15 protein-coding genes and 1 pseudogene are annotated in these 17,872 nt (G+C 33.5%); 3 read left to right on the top strand and 13 right to left on the bottom strand.

The features are described from left to right. Positions 1-28 precede the first annotated feature (28 nt). Both BUB48_RS11800 and BUB48_RS11795 read left to right on the top strand, forming a co-directional pair. Positions 29-1,333, top strand: coding sequence for an FtsW/RodA/SpoVE family cell cycle protein (locus BUB48_RS11800; RefSeq protein WP_073026446.1), 1,305 nt, complete (start codon positions 29-31; stop codon positions 1,331-1,333). Beyond that, positions 1,326-2,714 (top strand): peptidoglycan D,D-transpeptidase FtsI family protein, encoded by a 1,389-nt coding sequence (locus BUB48_RS11795; RefSeq protein ID WP_073026445.1) that lies wholly within the window; start codon positions 1,326-1,328, stop codon positions 2,712-2,714. The genes BUB48_RS11800 and BUB48_RS11795 overlap by 8 nt, the downstream gene beginning before the upstream one ends. A 12-nt stretch (positions 2,715-2,726) precedes the next feature. Here the strand turns inward: BUB48_RS11795 and BUB48_RS11790 are convergent, their stop codons facing one another. From BUB48_RS11790 to BUB48_RS11770, 5 genes are all read right to left on the bottom strand, one after another. After that, positions 2,727-4,697 carry a TRAP transporter permease gene (locus tag BUB48_RS11790; RefSeq protein WP_073026444.1) on the bottom strand — a complete coding sequence of 657 codons (1,971 nt, stop codon included), beginning with the start codon at positions 4,695-4,697 and terminating at the stop codon, positions 2,727-2,729. Continuing rightward, the gene (locus BUB48_RS11785; protein ID WP_073026443.1) at positions 4,690-5,190 is read right to left on the bottom strand and encodes a DUF1850 domain-containing protein; all 501 of its coding nucleotides are present in this window, start codon (positions 5,188-5,190) and stop codon (positions 4,690-4,692) included. The genes BUB48_RS11790 and BUB48_RS11785 overlap by 8 nt, the downstream gene beginning before the upstream one ends. A 55-nt stretch (positions 5,191-5,245) precedes the next feature. Next, positions 5,246-6,202 carry a TAXI family TRAP transporter solute-binding subunit gene (locus BUB48_RS11780; RefSeq protein ID WP_073026442.1) on the bottom strand — a complete coding sequence of 319 codons (957 nt, stop codon included), beginning with the start codon at positions 6,200-6,202 and terminating at the stop codon, positions 5,246-5,248. 118 nt (positions 6,203-6,320) lie between these two features. Then, positions 6,321-7,223 carry a response regulator gene (locus tag BUB48_RS11775; RefSeq protein ID WP_073026441.1) on the bottom strand — a complete coding sequence of 301 codons (903 nt, stop codon included), beginning with the start codon at positions 7,221-7,223 and terminating at the stop codon, positions 6,321-6,323. 5 nt (positions 7,224-7,228) lie between these two features. Next, the gene (locus BUB48_RS11770; protein ID WP_073026440.1) at positions 7,229-8,509 is read right to left on the bottom strand and encodes an ATP-binding protein; all 1,281 of its coding nucleotides are present in this window, start codon (positions 8,507-8,509) and stop codon (positions 7,229-7,231) included. Positions 8,510-8,664: 155 nt separating this feature from the next. On the opposite strand from BUB48_RS11770, the gene BUB48_RS11765 reads away from it, so the two are divergent. Continuing rightward, positions 8,665-9,618: a C40 family peptidase gene (locus BUB48_RS11765; protein ID WP_073026439.1), complete on the top strand. Its 954-nt coding sequence runs from the start codon at positions 8,665-8,667 to the stop codon at positions 9,616-9,618. A 14-nt stretch (positions 9,619-9,632) separates the two neighbouring features. Here the strand turns inward: BUB48_RS11765 and pdxR are convergent, their stop codons facing one another. The 8 genes and pseudogenes from pdxR to BUB48_RS11730 all read right to left on the bottom strand — a co-directional run bounded on the left by pdxR (position 9,633) and on the right by BUB48_RS11730 (position 17,558). Continuing rightward, positions 9,633-11,081: a MocR-like pyridoxine biosynthesis transcription factor PdxR gene (gene pdxR, locus BUB48_RS11760; protein WP_073026438.1), complete on the bottom strand. Its 1,449-nt coding sequence runs from the start codon at positions 11,079-11,081 to the stop codon at positions 9,633-9,635. Between the two features lie 75 nt (positions 11,082-11,156). Further along, on the bottom strand, positions 11,157-12,059 hold the full coding sequence (locus BUB48_RS11755) for a D-alanine--D-alanine ligase (protein WP_073026437.1): 903 nt from the start codon (positions 12,057-12,059) through the stop codon (positions 11,157-11,159). 113 nt (positions 12,060-12,172) lie between these two features. Continuing rightward, positions 12,173-12,970 (bottom strand): M55 family metallopeptidase, encoded by a 798-nt coding sequence (locus BUB48_RS11750; protein ID WP_073026436.1) that lies wholly within the window; start codon positions 12,968-12,970, stop codon positions 12,173-12,175. Between the two features lie 13 nt (positions 12,971-12,983). After that, positions 12,984-13,688 (bottom strand): cysteate racemase, encoded by a 705-nt coding sequence (gene cuyB, locus BUB48_RS11745; RefSeq protein ID WP_073026435.1) that lies wholly within the window; start codon positions 13,686-13,688, stop codon positions 12,984-12,986. A 1-nt stretch (position 13,689) separates the two neighbouring features. Further along, entirely contained in the window at positions 13,690-14,736 is a 1,047-nt protein-coding gene (locus BUB48_RS11740) for a P1 family peptidase (protein ID WP_073026434.1), read from the bottom strand. Positions 14,737-14,791: 55 nt separating this feature from the next. Then, on the bottom strand, positions 14,792-16,204 hold the full coding sequence (locus BUB48_RS11735) for a serine hydrolase domain-containing protein (protein ID WP_073026433.1): 1,413 nt from the start codon (positions 16,202-16,204) through the stop codon (positions 14,792-14,794). Positions 16,205-16,430: 226 nt separating this feature from the next. After that, positions 16,431-16,520 (bottom strand): annotated as a pseudogene (locus BUB48_RS19150) (hypothetical protein); the annotation flags it as partial. Positions 16,521-16,841: 321 nt separating this feature from the next. Next, positions 16,842-17,558, bottom strand: a complete 717-nt coding sequence (locus BUB48_RS11730; protein ID WP_073026432.1) for a FadR/GntR family transcriptional regulator — start codon at positions 17,556-17,558, stop codon at positions 16,842-16,844. Positions 17,559-17,872 lie beyond the last annotated feature (314 nt).

The raw sequence follows: 17,872 nt of genomic DNA, 5'->3' as shown, positions 1-17,872 counted from the left end.
TATAATTACATAAAAGGCAGGTGTTTAAATGTTTGATATACTTTCATGGCTTCATAGATATATATTTATATTTTTACTTGCTGTCTTCTTTATAATAAACATAGCCATATACTTTTACAATAAAAAATTTCTTCAGCCTTTTTTACCTGTTATTACAATTATTACAGCATTCTCCTGTTTTGGACTATTATCTATTAGCAGCGAAAACATAGACTACCACGGCATATCAACGGGTGTTGCTTTTTGCTTGCAGTATATAGTAATGAGAATATTGCTTGATCGATTATTGAAAATAAATGATATTCTTTTGTTTGATTTAACGAACATGCTGTTGGCAATTGGATTAATATGGCTTTATCGCTTAAATCCCGAATATGCCATAAAACAAACCCTGTTTGCTGTATTAGGAGACACAATGTACTTTTTTATATTTTTCTTGCTAAAAAAGGTAGATTTAAAAAAAGATTATACTATATACCTTGGTTTAAGTATTTTAGCAGCACTTATAACAACGCAGGTCTGGGGTGTAGAAGTTTACGGTTCAAAGAACTGGCTTGAATTGTTGGGCTATAGATTTCAACCGTCAGAATTTCTTAAAATAATTTTCGTTATATATATATCTATGGTTTTAAGTAAAGGACCAAATAAAAAAACTTTGCTTATTTCAAGTGCTTCTATACTTGTAGCTGTAGCATTCTTTGCTTTACAAAGAGATTTAGGTTCTGCATTAATCTTTTTCGCTGTATATCTTATATTACTATTCGTTATAGATGATAAAATTTATCCTACACTGGCATCTGCTGCTGCAGCTCTTGTTATGGCAGCAGCAAGCTATTTTTTATTCGGCCATATTAGATCTAGAGTTGAAGCGTGGCTTAACCCCTGGAAATATGTTTCTGATAAATCTTTCCAAGTGACCCAATCCTTGTTTGCCATAGCTTCCGGAGGATTGTTAGGTGCCGGATTGAACTTAGGATACCCAAAATACATTCCAGCTGTTCATACAGATTTTATATTTTCCGCAATATGTGAAGAAGTAGGAATTCTCAGCGGTATAATAATCATTTTGCTATTGAGCATGATTACATTGATTGGCTTGAATTACAGCAAGAACTGCAATGAAATAGTCAATAAGCTAATTTGCTTGGGCCTCTCATCCATGACAGGCATTCAGACACTGGTCATTATAGGAGGGGTTTTAAACATTATACCCATAACAGGTGTAACATTACCTTTTGTAAGCTATGGAGGAAGTTCTTTATTATCACAAATGATCAACATATGCTTGCTATACTTTGTGAGCATGAAAGAAACAGGTGATAGCCATGAATAAACTTTCAAAGAAACTTAATATAATAAAATGTTTTTTTATAGTATCCTTTCTAGGTATAGCTATATATTTAATAATCTTCAACTTTTTTGAAGCTAAATATATATACTCAAACTCCTACAACAAAAGGTTAAGAAACGAGAACACATATATTGTCAGGGGAGATATACAAGATAGAAATGATATAATTTTAGCAACCAGCAAGATAAGCAACAATAGTATCAAAAGAGATTATATATACAGTCGCCATTTTTCCCATGTTATAGGCTACCATTCAAAGCAAATAGGCTCAACAGGAATTGAAGCTTTATATGATAAGGAGCTTTCCTCTGCAAAAATATTAGATACTATAAAGGGCATTATTAATGGTAAAGAAATTAAGGGTAATACAGTTAAACTGACTCTGGATAAGACCCTTCAAGTTTATGCTTCCGAATTACTAGGTAATAGAAAAGGCTCTATAGTCGCTCTTAATCCTAAAACTGGTGAAATATTAGCTCTTGTAAGCAAGCCGGATTTTAATCCATCAAAAATTAATGCCAACTGGAAAAATCTCATAGAAGATGAGAATAGTCCCCTTCTAAATCGAGCTTTGGATGGATTATATCCGCCTGGATCAATATTCAAAATAATAACCACATCTGCAGCATTATATGGAAATTATAAAGACTATGAAATTGATTGTACCGGAAGTTCGAATGTAAATGGATATGAAATAAAAGACAGTAATAAAAAAGGACATGGCAATATTAACTTAAATAAAGCTTTCACATTATCATGTAATTCATACTTTGTAAATCTAGGGCTTAAGCTGGGTAATGAGAAATTATACAATGAAGCAAATAAGTTCCTCTTTAACAAGAGTATTTCAGGAAATATTATAGCCAAAACCAGCAGATTTAATATGAAGTATGATAATAAATCCCTAGCTTCACAATCTATTGGACAAGGAGATGTTCTCATAACCCCCCTCCATGCTGCAGTAATAGCATCAATAATAGCTAATGATGGAATGTTATTACAACCTTATATTGTATCAGAAATAAAGGATATCAATGGGAAGACTATAAAAAGCTTTAAATCTAAATCAGCTAATGTTATTATAGATGCTGATAAAGCTAAAACGATTAAAGAAATGATGGTTAATGTAGTAAAATCAGGAACAGGCAAAAGCGCAAAAATAAGCGGTATTGAAGTAGCAGGAAAAACGGGTACTGCAGAAAATCCCCATGGTAAACCCCATTCATGGTTTATAGGATTTGCCCCTGCTGAAGACCCCCAAATAGCCATTGCAGTCATAATTGAAAATGGTGGTAGTGGTGGAAGCAATGCTGCCCCTATTGCAGGTAAGGTTATGAAAAAAGCTATTAGTGTCTTGAAATGACAAGGAGAGCCATTATAATGACTCTCCTTTATTTGAAGCTATGTTTACAGCTTTTTTGGACTTAAATCTTAAGTATGTGAAAATCGCAACAATAGAAGCAATACCGATCAAGTCTGTATATGCACCTGGATCTATGCACAACAATCCAACAATAAACAATACTACACGTAGTATTGTATTTATGTTAGTAAAGAAATATCCTTCCATAGCTGCACCTACGCCCAGCATACCTATTATAGAAGTTATGATAATCTGAATAACACCCAAAGCTGTAGTATCGATCATCAAAATCTGAGGATTCAATACAAATATATAAGGTATTATAAAGGCTGCAATAGCAATCTTACTGGCATTTATACCTGTTTTAAGTGGGTTACTACCAGCTATGGCAGACCCAGCAAAAGCTGCTAGAGCCACGGGAGGAGTTACATCTGCCACTATTCCAAAGTAGAATGTAAACATATGAGCTGCTAATGCAGGTACTCCCAATTTCATGATCGCTGGAGCCGCTATTGTTGAGGTAATTATATAGTTAGCTGTAGTAGGAGCACCCATACCTAATATCAATGATGTTATCATTGTAAATATTAAAGTTAAAAGAAGATTGCCACCAGCTAAACTAACAAGTCCGTTACCAAGTTTTAATCCTAACCCTGTTAAAGTAACTGTTCCTACTATTATACCAGCAGAAGCACACGCAATAGCTACTCCTAAAGCACTCTTAGCACCTAATTCTAATGCTTCTAAAAGCATTTTCAGATTTAACCTTGTTTCTTTTCTTACTGCTCCAGCCAATACTGATATTATTATACCATATAAGGCAGCTTTTATAGGTGTCGCTCCATTTACAAGAAAATAAACAATTCCAACTATAGGTAATAATAAATAACCTCTCTGCAACATAACAGTTTTAAACTTAGGCAATTGCTCTGCTTTTAATCCTTTTAATCCAGTTTTTCTAGCCTCTAAATCCACCATTATCCAAATGCCTGTAAAATACAATAAAGCTGGAATAACAGCAGCTTTTGCTATTGTAATATAAGGTACTCCTATAAACTCTACCATTAGAAATGCCGCTGCACCCATAATAGGAGGCATGATTTGACCACCTGTTGAAGCTGCTGCTTCAACAGCAGCTGCAAACTCAGGCTTATATCCTAAACTTTTCATAAGAGGTATAGTAAAACTTCCTGTACCAACAGTATTAGCAACTGAGCTTCCAGATATAGTACCGGTTAAAGCACTACTCAATACAGAAACCTTAGCAGGACCTCCTACAGCTTTTCCTGCAATAGAATTTGCCAAATCTATAAAAAATTTACCTATACCAGTCTTTTCTAAGAAAGCTCCAAACAGTATAAACAAGAATATAAAAGTTGAAGAAACCCCTATAGGTATTCCTAAGATACCTTCAGTAGTGTAATACATGTGGCTTGCTATTCTTGCGATTGAATATCCACGATGATTTAAAAAACCAGGCATATAAGGTCCAAACTTAGCGTATAGCAAGAAAGTACTTGCTATTATTACTATAGGTAATCCAACAACTCTTCTAGTTGCCTCTAATACTAGTAAAATTGCTGTGCAGGCAACAATAATATCTAGAGTTGTCTGTTCTCCAGCTCTATAAATAAGTGCCTCATAATTAAAACTTATATAAAGTCCTACAATGGCTCCCAATGCAGCAAGAATGATATCACTCCAGTGCAGCTTATTTCTTGGCATGTCTTTCTTTGCAGGATATAACAAATAAGCAAGAACCAAAGCAAATGTTAAATGTATGGACCTTTGTATCTGAGCTGGCAATACACCTACAAAGGCAGTGTATAAATGGAATAAAGAAAACAATATAGCAATAACAGCAATAAATCTTCCTGGAAAACCTGCAAGCTTCCTATAGGCTGACTCTCTATCATACTTAGCTATAATCTCGTCAAAATCTATTTCTTTTACCTCTTTCTTTAGGTTCTTTTCTTCATTCATGGTTTAACCTCCTTAAGAGTGCAAATAGCGATACTTTTTGAATTTTGAAATGTGCTGTTTTGCCAGGTTCTATAAAATCTGATAATTTATATGTCTTATTATCAATATTTAAGCTATGATCTGCTACTCTTCCCACAAATATAGAAAATGAATCCATTTCAATATTCAAATTATCGATATGCACCATTCCATCTTTTAGATAAGGTTTTTGATTATAATCCTGAAAATCTGGCATTCCTGCACCATAGGCATAGAATGAAGTCTTATAAATAGTAAAATGACCATCTACAATTCTGTAATACTCGTAAACAGGCATTCTATTTACTGAATGTATAAAACTCGTATAGAACTCTTTGTTCTCATGGATGTTACTTACAAAAACAATCCTTTTGGATTCCGCTTCAGATATAGTAATCATCTCGAATATTGGTGCAAAAAGTATGATGAATGTTAGTAACCTCATAATAACAGGAATAATAATTTTTTTACTCATTTGAATATACCGGACCGGATATGACCGGCCCGGCAATCCTCCCTGTATATATTAATTACTTTAGCAATCCCTTTTCTTTGAAATATTTTTCTGCACCTGGATGGAATGGTATGGATATCCCTTTAACAGCCTCTTCAAGCACTAGCTCGGCTCCTTTTGCATGAGCTTGCGCAAGCTCAGGCTGATTTTCAAATAATGCCTTTGTAATACTGTATATTACATCCTCAGAAACATTAGAATTAGTAGCTAATGTAGCCATAACTGCAACTGTTTTAACATCTGAGCTCTGACCCTTATACGTTCCTGCTGGTATGTTATATTCAACAAAGAAAGGATATTTTTGAGTCAATGTTTTCACTACATCATCAGTAAGTGAAACAAGAACTATGTCATTCTGTGCAGTAATATCTTGTATTGCTGCATTAGGAATACCTGAAGTTACAAAGAAACAATCGATATGTTTATCTTTGAAAGCGTCTGCAGATTCGGAGAACGATAAGTAGCTTACACTCATATCATTGTAAGTAAGTCCAGTAGCTTCAAATATCTGTCTTGCATTAGCTTCAACACCACTACCAGGAGCTCCGACAGATACTCTTTTACCTTTCATGTCTTTAATGTTAGTTATTCCACTATCAACAGAAGCTACAATTTGCACTATTTCGGGATACAGTGTGGCTATACCTCTGATATTTTCGATTTTTCCTGCTGCAAAAGCTTCAATTCCATTATATGCATAATCAAGCATATCATTTTGCACTATTGCCAATTCAGCTTCATTCTGCCCAAGAAGCTTGCAATTTTCAACTGAAGCACCAGTAGATTGAGCAGTAACATTCATGTTTTGAATTTTTGAGTTAAATATCTGAGCCATAGCGCCACCATAAGGATAATAAGTCCCAGAAGTACCACCAGTTGCAAGGATCATGTTTGTCTTTGCAGGTGTACAAGCTGTAAATAATGCTGTAAAAATGAGCATTAACACTAATATAATAGCAATACTCTTTTTCATAAAACCCCTCCTATATTTTTTAATTTTGTAATTAGATTTTAATGTTACAGTAACACGAGGTAACAAAAAAAAACTAAAACCAACAATATTGTTAGAAAATTAGGAAACTTTGCGCAAATCAGAAAGGGTTGTCATATTCCTCTAACATAGTCAAAAGCCTTCTGATGAAAGTCTTTACATTTACTTTTCCACCTGTTTTGCTCTTACCTCTTATATAATCCATTTCATTTTTTATTTCAATGTAATCAAACAGTGAAGAACTATATAGCACAAATTTCTCATTAGCAAAATCTTCTATACCAATAGTCGCTACATTTTTCATAGCTTTCGCAACCGCTCTTCTTATTCTCATTTCAATTGTCTTAGTATCTAAATTAGAATTCTTACTTTCATTGTCTATCCTTTCATTAACTATTCTAAAAATGTCCGACAATTGCATTTCTTCTAGATCATTATTAAGTTTATTATCTTTTATAAGGACATAGCATATTTTAATTATATCTTTACTTCCTAACTCTCCTATAATTCCAATATCAGATAGTATCTGATTCAATAATTTTCTATATCTATCCTTACTATAGTAATCTCCATAATTTTCATCTTTCTTCAATTGCATAGCTGCTGATTCTATAGTCTGAAAAGTTCTTCTTAAAGTAATATACTCCTTGACTCTCTTTATTATATTTACTACTTCAATTATATTAATTGGTTTGTTGATAAAAAACTCAACACCATTCTCATAGGCTTTACCAATGATGTCTTTAGAAGTAACTTGAGATAGCATGATAAAAACTGTTGCAATTTCTAGTTCCTTTATTTTCTTTACAATAGATATCCCATCTTTCATAGGAAGAAGCAAATCTATAATTACAATATCCGGTCTATAAGATATTATCATTTTTTCTCCCTCTTCTCCATTATCTGCTTCACCTATGACTTCACCTAAATCATACTGCTCAATTACTTTAATAAGGATGCTTCTAATACTTCTATCATCATCAATAACAATAAACCTATGCATAAAAGCTACCTCCTGATAAGTATCTCTTCAGCCGAAAAAATAATAGTGAATTCTTTCTCCCTTTTGTATAATTTAACATTTATGGTTCCATTTAAATATTCTGTCAGCATCTTTACATGAGCAAGGCCCAGCCCTGTAGATACCAAACCTGTATTTGGGTCGTATTTAGATGTATAACCAGGTTCAAAAATCAATTCTTTTGCTTCTTCAGGAATCTCTTTTCCATTATCGATGACTCTGAAAATCACCTTATTATTATCCAATTCACTAATGACATTAATATATGAGTTATCATAGATACATGCCTCAATTGAATTCTGTATGAGATTATTTAGTATAGATATTATTATAAAGTATTTATCTGTATCATAATCTCCTTTAACTTTAAAAGACAGTTTTATATCCTTGTTTAAACTTTCAATATAATGGATGAATTGTCCTTGTATAACATTGAAAATATCGCTGATCTTCATTGTGTTTCCAATTTCTCTTGCAGGAAGTATTTTCTCCATGCTTAGCACTATTCTGTTATAATCTTTCTTTATTTCATGAATCTGAATAGATAGTTCCAGTGAATCAGACTTAATTTGCTCCAGATCTTTATCAAGAAGCTTGACTGCATCATTTATTTTATTATAAATGCCGTAGCTTTTGCTCATAGCATTTTCAATATCCTGCATTGATTTTTTAAGAAAAAATATTTCTGATTTCATTTTAGCAGTAATAAGCAGAAGATCATGATATCTCCTCTGATGCTCCTCTTTAGTTATAATAAGATTATATGATTTTATGATCCAATATAGGCATAGGGTCATGGTTGAGCGAATTAAGGCTGTAATCACAACAGTCTCTAATATTGATTCAAATGGATTTGATATAAAATGCTTTCTAAGAATGAGTTCTAAGAAATTGGATGCAATATCAGCAAATATAAGAATTAATAAGAACTGCAAAGGTTTTTCTGCATTAGCTCTAAATTTTAATCTATCGATGGTTATACCGTAACAAATGTAGAAAAAAGATGAAGGCATATGCCTTATAAAAGCAGCTTCAAAACCAAGTTTATAAAACCACAAATCAATGACTACCCTTGTAATCAATACAAAAACAGCAACCAAAAAAGCTGTATCCGCTATAGTCAGATTTCTGAAATACATTAATAAAAAAGGAAAAATAATTACAGCTATTGTTATTCTAAACTCCGTACCAAATGGATAAAAGTTGATCTGACCCAACATAGCTGTAAATATAGCTACAATAAACATCTCTTTAATGTTTTTACTCATTGAGTCCACATCCAAACTTAATCTTTGTTATTATTTTATAATTTTCAGATTGTTTTGTAAAATCATTTTATTTTTTTACTTTAAATATTGGACAAACTATTGTATAATTTAATACGTGACACTACCAATTTGGAAACTAAACGGGAGGTGTTTGTTTGGGCGGTTATTTCAAGCTGTTTATTTCAATTTTTATCATTTTCCTTTGTATGGTTTTCATGTCAACCAGTACATATGCTGACTTAGGAGATACAGTTCTTAAATATAATATGACAAGTCCGGATGTTCGGGAGCTTCAAGAAAAACTTTCAAAACTAGGCTTTTTTAAAGAAAATGAGTTTACAAACTATTTTGGTGAAAAAACTAAGCAAGCCGTTATAGATTTTCAGATTTCTGTTGGCATAAAGGCTGATGGGATTGCAGGAAAAGAAACTATAAAGTACATAAACACTAAAATTCAACAACTTGCACTTCTGGAGAAGACAGATATTACATTGAAATTGAATGACAGCGGAGAAAATGTTACAGATCTTCAAAGCAAACTTAAAAACCTTGGCTATTACGAAGGTGAAATCAATGGTACTTTTGATGAGATAACAGAACAATCAGTAAAAAAATTTCAATCAGATCTGGGGTTAGAAGCTACAGGTATCGCTGAACAACAGACCCTAATCAAATTATACACAGCTTACAATGATATGGAAACTGCCAGAGCTGCTGAAAGCAGAAGAACAGCCGGAAAGCAAGTAGTTGATTTTGCTAAGCAATATTTAGGAGTTAAATATGCTTGGGCAGGAAACACACCAAAGGGTTTTGACTGCTCCGGTTTTACACAGTACATTTTTAAGCATTTTGGCGTTGAACTAGAACATAGTGCCAGTTCCCAATATGGCGGCGGAGAGAAAATTTCAAAAGAAAATCTTGAACCAGGGGACTTAGTATTCTTTACTACATATAAATCAGGACCAAGTCATGTAGGCATATACATAGGCTCGGGTCAATTCATACATGCTAGTACAGGGGACAGAAAAATAATAATAACAAGCATGAATTCAAGCTATTATTTAAAAAGATACCTCGGAGCAAGGAGATATAAAATAATACCTAAATAAAGGATGGCTTATTGCTATCCTTTATTTTTCATTTCTTTAATTTGTAAGCCAATTATTTTTATCCCTTTTGCTATATCTTCGCTTTTTACTCTTGAAAAGCCTAATCTGAATGTATTTTTTACTTCTCTATCTATATAAAAAATATCTCCAGGTGTAAAAATCACATTTTTCTTTATGCATTCTTTCAGAAGTTGCCTTGAATCAATTCCTTCATGTTTAATAAATACATGAAGTCCTCCATCCCCATAAAGCTTTGCATCAGGAATATTCTCCCTTACAGCCGAAACTACATCCTCATATTTTTGCCTATATACTCTTCTTACTTTCTTTATATATTTTTCAAAATAACCTTCTCTGATAAATTGATAAAGTACAGCCTGATCTATAAATGAAGTATGAATATTTCTGCTTCTCTTTACGCTTTCTACATAATCAATAAGAGACTTATCTCCAAGAATCCATCCGATCCTTAAACCAGGGAAAAGGACCTTAGAAAAACTTCCAATATAAACTACGCTGTTACCATTTCCTTCTATGGCTGCAACTGGAGATATATGTGAACCAAAATATCTCAATTCTTCATTAAAACCGTTCTCTATAATAGGAATATTGTAGCTCATAAGTGTATGGAATAACTCCATCCTCTTTTCCCATGGCATTGTTATGCCAGTAGGATTATGATATGAAGGTGTAATATAGGCCAGCTTTATTTTTTTGCTTTGTACTATTCTTTTTACATCTTCAATATTTATTCCATCCTCAGACATGTTTCCGCCACATATATTTAGTTTCTTTAACTTCATTATCTTTAATGCTGTATTGTGAGTGGGATTTTCGCAAAGTATCGAATCCCCTTCTGACACCAAGCAAGATAAAAGAATTTCAAAAGCCTCTGTAAAACCATTTGTTATTATTAAATCTTTACCATCTACATTAATGCCTTTGCCTTCCATATATTCAAGTAATAAATCAATCAATGGCTTATACCCTTTTGCATAACCATAATTCAATATTTTATAGCCTTCCAAGGATAAAATATTCATGAATGCTCTCTTGAAATCATCCATTGGAAATAATTCCGGATCGGGAGATATGCTGCTCATGGGAATCATATCCTTTTTCCAAGCAGCTTCGTGTTTTACAATATCTAAATCTCTAGCAGCCGTAGCATAGTCATTTATCCTGCTATTCCAATCAATATGCCATCCAGAATTTGAACTGACATTAATATCTGCTACAAAAGCTCCTTTGCCTTCGATAACATTTATAAAGCCATCATCCATCAATGATTCATAAGCAGAAATCACTGTATTTCTGCTTACATTTAATGTCATTGAAAGCTCTCTTGTGGAAGGCAATCTCTCCCCTTTTTGAAGCATTCCCTTCGCAATCATTGTTCTAAAGTAATTTTTTATCTGAATATATATTGGCTGGCTTTTATCTAATTCAATATTGTGAAACATATTTTCACCTCAAAACAAATGGTAATAGTCATTCTATTACCATTTTCACATATTTATACTCAAAAATAAAGAATATTAGCTTCTTTCTTTTATTGAAAGCTCTATTATTCTGTCTAACAAAGACGAAAAACTCAGTCCGTATGCCATTGCACTCTTAGGGAAGAGGCTATTTTTAGTAAGGCCGGGCAATGTATTTATCTCTAGCACATATATTTCGTCTTCTCCGATTATCATATCAACTCTGGCATATACACTGCATTTTAAATATTTCCAACATTTAATAACTGTTTCCTCTACTTTCTCTTTTATAGGTGAATCCAGCTCAATTATTATTTCATCCGCTCCTCCATCTGCATACTTAGATGTATAATCAAAAAAACAGGATTTAGGCTTAATTGATATTATTGGAAGAATATTACCGTCCAAAATACAACAGGTTATCTCTTCTCCCCTTATATATTTTTCTATCATAACTTCATCATCCCATTTTAAAGCTTCAATAACAGCTTCGCTTATACCTTCTTCATCTGTTATAATGAAAGTAGCAACACTAGATCCTCCGCTATTGGGCTTTACAACAACCGGATATCCCATATCATATATTTTTTGGTAATCCAGCTCATCTATACTACTTACTACTATCCACTCCGCAATATTGACTCCTGCTGTTTTTAATATGCTCTTAGTAATACTCTTATCCATGCATATTCCACTAGCTAATGGATTGCAACCTGAATAAGGAATATTTAATGTCTCCAATACAGCCTGAACTATACCATCCTCTCCAAATTTTCCATGTAAAGCAATAAATGCAAAATCTATATCTTTTGTTTTTTCTATTATATCTTCTTTTTTATCAATAACAATTGGTATTACCTCATATTTATTTTTATCCAGATTACTTGCTATCTCTCTTCCCGTGTTTAGCGACACTTCTCTTTCTGAAGATATACCACCCATAATTACTCCGATTCTCATACAAACACCATCCATTTATATCAAATTAAAAGGTCTGTTATCATTCTAACATGATAACAGACCTTTTTTTAGAACCACATGTATATTTTTTTAAATTGTAACTGGTATGGTTTTTATAGTACAAAGCTTACCATCCTTAATACTTCAAAATAATCATTAGTTTCAAACAATACAGTATTGCTGTTTAGTTTTTTCATACCTGGATAATATGACACCTTGTTAGCGTAAGTATGTTCTTTGAAGCAAATTTCTACACTAAAATGCTCCGGTAAAGTAATCTTGGCTTTTTTCAAATCTTGCTTCAATGATTTCTCAGCAGTATCTTTTATAAACTTCAATGATTTTGCTGTAGAAAGACAGGCTGCTGATGATCCAACTCCATCCTTAACTGCTACTGTATGTAATCCAGGATGCAACTTTTTGCCATCTTCGCACAACATTTTATCTCCTGATAAGAATACTGTTGGTACACCTTCCAAAGCAGCAGCATAACTGTATAACATGAACTCACTACAATATTCACCATTTAACTTTATAAACAAAGGTCTGCCGGTCATTGTATGTGATAGAGGATTACCTTCTCTTCCAGCAGCGCTGTGATAACCGACAAACATAACTGCATCGAAACTGCCATCAATACCATAGACCATAGAGTATGGATGTCCTGACCAACCTCTTATCAAAGTTGCACATTCTGGCAGCTTAGTTATATCTATATTAGCAGCAGTATCATGGGCATCCTTTATTACTATCTCATCTGCTCCTGCATTGATAGCGCCTTCACATGCTGCTACAACCTCCCTTGTCATCTGCTCAGCATAAAAGTTGTAAAATTTCTTATCAACTTCACATTCATCCCATTTTATAGTTGGAGTTGTACCCTCCATATCAGCACTAATAAATATTTTCATTTTTATACCTCCTTTAAATATTACTTTCGCCTACATGCTCCTGATAAATTTCAACACAACGCTTAGCAAGTATTGACACAGGATCTATACATTTACTTCTTATACCTATATTATCAGCTAGAAGCGGTAATTCAGTACAGCCTAGAATAATTGGTATTTCTTTATTTTGCATATATTTTGATACATAATTCTGAAACTCCTCAGAAGTCACATTAAATTGACCTGACTTGACAGAATATATCCAATTCATAACAACGCTTATATCATCTTCATCTGGTTCTATAATATTCAAATCAAATTCCCTAAACACTTTCTTATAGATTCCTGATTTACACGTACCGGCAGTAGCAAGAAGCAGATAATCTTTCTCTTCAGGTTTAGTTTTTTTTAAGAAAGATGCAGTCTCTCTGATCATATGGAGAACTTTTGCCTTAGTATATTTTACAATATCATCGTAAAAATTATGGGCTGTATTACAAGGTATAATAATATAATCTGCACCCATCATTTCCAACTTTATGGCTGATCTCACCATTTCTACTCTAGGATCTTCTCCATCACCACAAATATATCTTGTCCTATCGGGTATCTTAGAATTGCTGTCTATAATAATATGCAGATGTTCCTGATCGCAAGTTGCCGGGGTTAATTGAATTATTTTATTGTATATATCGCAGGTAGCCGCTGGACCCATACCCCCCATAATCCCAAGAATCATCCTACCTCACCTCAATATAATCCTTCAATGTATCTCTGGATTTTCCTTTATAACCTACAACTTTACTGCTGGTAATCATAGAATTTAGAACAGCTTCTTCTTCACACTCCGCAACTGCTCTAAAAATTATGTCTATCTTTTCTTCTTTTAATACTTTAACATCAATTATCTCATTCTCACCATTAGCTTTAAGTATGTTTGCAGTGGAAAATGCAATCATAATCTCACCGCTGCCATGGCCAATGTATGAGCCCAATCTAGCCAATCCTACACCTGCTCTCTTGCAAATCCTTTTCAATTGTCTGCTGCATAAAGGCACATCTGTTGCTATAATTGATATGATCGAACCCTTATCGGGTACATTTTCAGCTGAAATACTTCTAGATATTCTGCTGCCTATTCTATCTCCATTTATCATAAAATCTTCTAACCTTCCATGGTTTGATAAAACCAATACCCCAATCGTATAGTCCTTTCCATCAAGCTTTACGATTCTTGAAGCAGATCCTATTCCACCCTTAAGCTGGTGACAGCTCATTCCTTTGCCAGCACCTATATCGCCTTCTTCAAAATCAATACATGCATTCTCAATGGCTTTGAAAACATGTTCTTTTTTTACTGCTCTCAACTGTATATTATTTAGATAACTGTCATTGCATTCGCAAATCACTGGATTAACTGACTGCAACTCAATATTTTCCTTCTTACATTGTTCTATCATATATTCAACAACTGCATCATAAACAGGTCCTACATTTAATGTATTGGTTAAAGCTATAATAGACTCAAGGGTTCCCAACTCATCTATTTGGATAAGACCCGTTGTCTTGCCAAATCCATTCAATACATAAGAAGCTGCCACAAGCTTATTGGTAAAAATATTATCATTTATTGGAAGGATAACTGTAACACCAGTCTTATTTTCTTCAGTATCAATTGTGCAGTGTCCAACTCTTATTCCTTCTACGTCAGTAATTTTGTTTAACTTCCCTTTTGGAAGCTGTCCAATAATAATTCCATAATCTTCTATTCTTTTTGGTTTCAACATATCATTTGCTCCTCATCAATCCATATAAGATTTTAATAACTAATCAAGCTTACTACTAATCATCTACTCTTTGATACAAACGAGTATATACAGTAACACCCCAGGCCTTACCATTTCGAACCCAGAAACGCAATCGCTTAGCAGGTACAGGCTCTTGGCGAAATGCTTGAAACCACGTTTCACCACAATACTTGGTAGTCATTTCACCAACACTATCAGCCACCATTAATTTTCCATCTTTAATATAGACCTTTATATCTACAGGAATACCTTCATGACAACGATAAGTTCCAACTAACATTTCTGGTTGCGTGAAATCTGTTCCTGTAGGATGAAGCCAATAATGATCTTCTTCAAGAGGTCTTCCCATAACCATGTTATACATCATCCAGCCTAAATCTTCAACATCTTCTTCGCTCATATTGCAAAGAACTGAAAAACCATAATTTTCACCTTTAAAGAATCCACCAAATGATGATACTCCATGAAGCCCGCCTGAATGTTCACAAATAACATGTCCATTTTTTACACGTTTGTTTAGTCCTAGACAATAAAAAGCCTTCTCTTGTTCAGGGAATTCATCACCTACCAGAATTTCAACCGCTTTTGAAGGTATGGCTTGTCTTCCATCAATTATGCCATTATTGGATAAGCATTGGTAGTATCTCGCCATATCATGAGCTGTAGATTTAACGCAGGCGCAACCTCTAAATGGAGGTAATATAGACCAATTATCATCTGCATACAACTTTCCATCATCATCATAACCAAATAATTGAGTAATATTTCCTCCTGATATAGCCTTAGCTTCGCTGCAATCGTAATCAATAACGGTTCTGTTCATTCCTATAGGTTCAAATACCCTCTCCTTCAAAAACTCCTCCAAAGTTACTCCTGCCGCCATATCGACTACATAAGATAGGATTGCATATCCCTCATTTGAATAGCTCATATATTCACCTGGACCGCCTAATGTAGGATATCTTCCTTCTGCAATATAATCAATAATTTGATGTATATTATCCATCTTGTTTATTGCAGTTCGTCGCATCTCTCTCAGCCACCTACTGTTACGACCACTAGTGTTCATTGCTATTGACCATTCCAATGGCTCCATAGGTGGTATACCAGCAGTGTGCATGGCCAGATGCCTGAGAGTTACACTATCCTTAGGATTCCCTGGTACCTCAAAGTTTGGAAAATACTTGTATACAGGATCATCAAATGACAATTTCCCTTCAGTGGCTAAAATAGCGCAGGCCAATGTTGTCATAGACTTGCTCAAAGATGCTATACCATAAATTGTATCTCCATCTACAAGCCTAGTCATATTTCCATCTGCATAGCCATAACCTTTTTCAAGTATTACTCCTTCTGGACCGCGAATACAAACTGAAACTCCAGGTAAATTCTTTTCCTTAATTTTTTCAGCTAGCTTTTGATCAAGTTCACTAACATTAAAATACATACTATATTCCTCCTTTAATCATTACGTAGGTTTATCAATTTTCAACATAATAAAAATATCAGCATTAATATAATCATTTACTTACAGTAATAATAATGAAGCAAGTTTAAGGAGTAACCTAGCCATAAGATTACTCCTTATTTAATTAATTTTATTTTATATCATTGTAATAAATGCCGCTACTTTCAGTTACAACAAGTCCTTCTATACCACTACGATATGTACATTATTCAACATCTGAGCAAAATGGAACCATAACACAGCCTTCAAAATTTTCATCTGTGTATCTCCTACAAACTTGGTTACTTATATTCCATACAGATTGTCTGTTTCAAGAAAAATACCAAAGCGAAGGTCTTCAACTATTTTTATATCCAAGTTATATTTTTCTTATGTAAAAGACAATCCAGGCCATACTTTGCTCTCAAGGCCTCATACCTCTCTAAATAACTTTTCTGTCAACCCTCAAATCTATTGAACTCCCTGCCACATTATTTAGCACGCTAAATAACTGTGAATATAAGAATCACACCAATTAATAGCCTTTTATAATGTATTCTTTCAATGGATCATCTCTTTTATATATGCAATGACAAAATAGAACAGCAAAATTAGTACTCTCATACCAAAATGAAAATTAAAAGTCATTTCTATCTTTCATAAGTAAGTATAGAGATTTACTCAAGTGTTCTTCCATCAATTTTGAAGCAATATCTCCATCTCTTTTTTTAATGGCTTCTAATATTTTTTTGTGTTCATTAACATAGTCTTCTATTTTCCTGGAATTGAGAATGAAATTTACTTTTTCATTGCTGACTCCATATACTAGATTTAACTGCATAACAATAAGCTTTCTTAAAACATAATTACCAGATGTTTTTGCTATAGCTAAATGAAATGGATAATCAAACTGTTTATGCTGTTCCTCTGTCTCTAACTTAGAAACAATGATCTCCATGCACTCAATATCTTCTGTTTTCCAGCGTTGAGCTGCTAGTTTCGCCGCAATCGGCTCTAACCCTAATCTTACTTCGTAAATTTCGATTATTGATGTCTTTTCTAATTCAAGTGCTAAATATTCACTATTAACTGATTTAGGTTCTTCCACAAAGCGCAAATAGCGTCCTCTTCCCTGAATTGAATAAACCAGCCCTTTTGCTTCTAATATTCTGAAAGCCTCTCTTAATACCGCTCTACTAACATTAAGTTGCTCTACTAGTTCGCTTTCCGAAGGGAACTTTTCACCGGGTTGAATCCTTCCATTCTTCACCAAGGACATCAACTGACTCTCAACCTCTTCATAAAGCCTGATTCGCTTAATGGGTGTAAGTTCGATCTCTTTGCTATCAACCAAAAACATCAGCTCCTTAATTAACATTTAAAACTTAGTTAGTAGTGTATCAAAATTCCAGAAACAGTTATAACTGCTTTTGCCATCAGATATTTAAGAATTGCTAAACATCAGATTAGTTTTTAACCAGTAACTAACTTAGTCACCAAGTTACTATCTTATATTTTAATTTTATTCGCTGCCTCTGTACATTTTCCTTCTTTGCTTTAACTCAATATTTTAATAATTTAACTTGTTGTGCTAGCTTTGAATTACCAAAAATCTACGAATGAAAAACTCCAACATATTATGTAACCTATCATTAATAACCACAAAAA

Source organism: Lutispora thermophila DSM 19022 (assembly GCF_900142105.1).
Taxonomy (GTDB): Bacteria; Bacillota; Clostridia; order Lutisporales; family Lutisporaceae; genus Lutispora; species Lutispora thermophila.
This window is presented reverse-complemented; position numbering and strand designations above follow the sequence as displayed.